The organism is Pollutimonas bauzanensis (assembly GCF_040393045.1).
Classification (GTDB): domain Bacteria; phylum Pseudomonadota; class Gammaproteobacteria; order Burkholderiales; family Burkholderiaceae_B; genus Pollutimonas; species Pollutimonas bauzanensis_A.
In genome coordinates this window covers 1-3,211 of sequence record NZ_JBEBUX010000207.1, presented here as the reverse complement: position 1 = coordinate 3,211, position 3,211 = coordinate 1, and the positions used below count along the sequence as shown (strand labels likewise).

4 protein-coding genes are annotated in these 3,211 nt (G+C 54.9%); all 4 read right to left on the bottom strand.

Annotated elements, in window-relative coordinates:
• Nucleotides 1–596: phytanoyl-CoA dioxygenase family protein (locus ABWO67_RS19270; protein ID WP_353154966.1), on the bottom strand; the 596-nt coding region annotated here is incomplete at its 3' end.
• Between the two features lie 43 nt (nucleotides 597–639).
• A complete protein-coding gene (locus tag ABWO67_RS19265) occupies nucleotides 640–1,020 on the bottom strand; it encodes an ectoine synthase (RefSeq protein ID WP_353154963.1) in 381 nt (126 codons plus the stop codon).
• Complete coding sequence (ectB, locus tag ABWO67_RS19260; RefSeq protein ID WP_353154960.1) at nucleotides 1,017–2,321, bottom strand: diaminobutyrate--2-oxoglutarate transaminase; 1,305 nt, start codon at nucleotides 2,319–2,321, stop codon at nucleotides 1,017–1,019. The genes ABWO67_RS19265 and ectB overlap by 4 nt, the downstream gene beginning before the upstream one ends.
• A 104-nt stretch (nucleotides 2,322–2,425) precedes the next feature.
• Nucleotides 2,426–2,947, bottom strand: coding sequence for a diaminobutyrate acetyltransferase (ectA, locus tag ABWO67_RS19255; RefSeq protein WP_353154957.1), 522 nt, complete (start codon nucleotides 2,945–2,947; stop codon nucleotides 2,426–2,428).
• Between the last annotated feature and the right edge of the window lie 264 nt (nucleotides 2,948–3,211).

The window sequence follows — 3,211 nt, the reverse complement described above, 5'->3', positions numbered from 1 at the left end:
GTTTCCCCCTGGCAGGCAATGAATTGCCTGTGCGATCCAGGCACCAGCATCAAGGGACCATTGCAGCTATTGTTGTCGGTCAATAACACCGAACAACTCAGCGCCCTCATGCCTGGCATGCCGTCTTCAACATGCCAGGTTTCGAAATCCGAGTGCCAGTAGAATTCCTTGCCCTTGAATCCGGGCTTCATGTTCGCGCGTGACTGATGGATATATACCTCGGAGCCCAAAAGCTGCCGGGCCACGTTAATCAGCCGGGGATCACGAGTCAGGCTTGCGATCTTGTCGTTTAAACCATGGACTCTGAAAATAGAGCGGACTTCATTGCTGCCCGGCTCCGTGATGGCCTCTTCCCGTCCGACGATGTCGGGGTCTTCGCTCATCCGCTTGACCTCGTCAAGGAGCGACGCGACTTTCTTTTCGTCGAAGACATTTTCCAGCACTAGAAACCCATCGCGCTCGTACTTGGCCAGCTTATCGCTATCCAAGGCTTGGGCGAATGTTCCCTCGTTGTAGATCACGGGGTCTTGACGGCCGATAATGCCGCAATCGCGATCTGTGCGTGACGCATACACGTCTTTGATCATCGCTATCATTGAGTGTTCCTTTCTATTCCTTCAACGCCTGCCAGGCATCCGGCTACAGGGGATAAACACCCTTGTCGTCGTGAACTTCGTTGCCGTTGAGCGGAGGATTAAATACACAAATGACGCGCAGAGGTTCTTTACCCCCGCGCAGCCAATGTTCATCGTTCTGATTCAAGGCATACACCACGCCGGGGCCGAGTGCGTACTTCTTGCCGTCGACGATCGTCTCGATTTCACCGTCGCCCTCGATGCACCACACCGCTTCCAAATGGTTTTGATAGTGGATATGAGTTTCGGTGCCAGGGAAGATGACGGTTTCATGCAGGGAAAATCCCATGCCATCGCTTTTGAGCAAAACGCGTCTGCTTAGCCAAGTATCGGTTTTTACCTCGAGTTCGGTTCCGATGATGTCTTTCACATTACGTACAATCATGAGCGTTTTCCTCCAAATTTCAACACGCGCGCGCCAGCCGCCTGCTCGGCAAGGACCTCGGCAATACTGCGTTCAATCACTTCCAGGCCGCGTACTAGCAGTTCATCTTCAATCGTTAGTGCCGGCAATATCTTGAGCACTTCGCTATGCGCTCCGGAGGTTTCAATCACCACCCCATGCTTGAATGCCCTCTGAGAAATCTTGTCGGCCAGGCTGTCGCCCGGAACGACCAGTCCCTGAATCAAACCACGGCCGCGTGCGCTGAGGCCTGCACCGGGATAGCTTTGGACCAGACTCTCCAGCCAGTCTCGAACCAGGCGCTCCTTGCGCGCGATATCGACCGAGAAACGATCATCGCTCCAATAAGTATCCAATGCCTGGGTCGCTGTCACGAATGCCAGGTTATTGCCGCGAAAGGTGCCACTATGCGCGCCTGGCTTCCATATATCGAGCTCAGGCTTCATCAGCACCAGCGACATGGGAAGGCCAAAGCCGGAAATCGACTTCGACAAGGTGATGATGTCGGGCCGAATACCCGCTGACTCAAAGCTGAAAAAGTTGCCTGTCCGCCCGCAGCCAACCTGAATGTCATCGACAATCAGCAGCATGTCGTGGCGGCGGCACAAGGCGTCAAGCTCTTTCAACCAACGCCAACTGGCGACATTGACGCCGCCTTCCCCTTGTACGGTTTCAACAATTACCGCGGCAGGGTGATCCATGCCGCTGCTAGGATCGTCGAGCATACGCTCCAGATAATCCATGGTATTGACGTCGGGACCCAAATAACCATCGAACGGTACGAACGTGGTGTTGGCCAGGCCAACGCCCGCGGCATCACGGAACTTGGCATTGGCGGTCACCGCCAGCGATCCGGCGCTGACACCGTGAAAGCCATGCGTAAAAGCAATAATGTTCTGTCGGCCCTTGACCAGGCGCGCAAGCTTGAGCGCGGCTTCTACGGCGTTAGTGCCGGTGGGGCCGGTGAATTGCACGGAGTAGTTCCACCCGCGGGGTTTGAGCAGGACGCGGTCGAACGTTTCCAGAAACTGTTTCTTCGCGCTGGTTGCCATATCCAGGCCATGCACCACGCCGTCAGTGTCCAGATACTTCAGCAGGCTGTCCTTCAGTATCTCGTTGTTATGACCGTAATTCAGCGAACCCGCGCCGCTAAAGAAATCGATGTATTCTCTTTTTGCCTCGTCGATCAGTATCGATCCTTTGGCCTGATTGAATATAACGGGGAACGACCGGACATAGCCGCGTACTTCTGACTCCATCCGGTCAAATATTTTTAAGTCCATTATTTCATCCTCCTGGTTATTGGGCGTTTATCCCGGTTGCGAGCGGGTGGACGCCAAGAATGCGCCCCAAACGCCTGTGTTGACGACCTGTGCGCGTCAGGCGGCTATAAGCGCCCGTCACTCAAAGGCCCGATGCGCAACAAAGGCTCATCATCGTGTGCCTGCGGCCCGAACAAGGTCCTGTCGAATAGCGGTGTTTCGTTTACTGCCGCGCCTAAATCCTGCGCAAGCAGGTTGAACATACGGCGCGAGGCGGCGTTTCCTGGCGATACTGTTGTTTCCAGATAACGCACGCCAGCCAAGTCAGGCCTGTGCAGCAACGCTTGAAGCAAGCGCTTACCCAAGCCTTGGCCCCGCATCCTTTCATGTACCGCTACCTGCCAAATGAACAGCACGTCCGGCCGTGCCGGCGGCGTATATGCCGACACGAAACCAAGCGCCGCGCCGTCGCCGGCGGCTACGATGCATGTGTCAGGGAAGTGCTCAGTTAGCAGCAGGTAGGAGTAGAGGGAATTGAGATCGAGGGGGGGGCACTGAGACACAAGTCGATGTATGGCTACAGCATCGTCTTTGGTGGGGCAGCGCAGATCGAGACGATCTACACAAATTGATTCAAGGTTTGGCACGAGGAACGCCTGAGGCGTCGTGCTGATCAAACCGTCAGCCCCCAGGCTAGCCGCCCTGCAGTGATATTGCTACACACTGCAGGCTGCCTGAAATGCAATGCCGTCGACCGCATAATGCGGCGCGAGGCGCGAAGTAGTTGACCGTAATTGTGGTTGGACATAGTTCCAGTGGACGCAGATTTTTAATTCGCCATCAATTCATTTCTGTTGAAATGATGTGCATAAGAATCATATGTCGTCTAGGAACTCATGTCAAACCTTGGT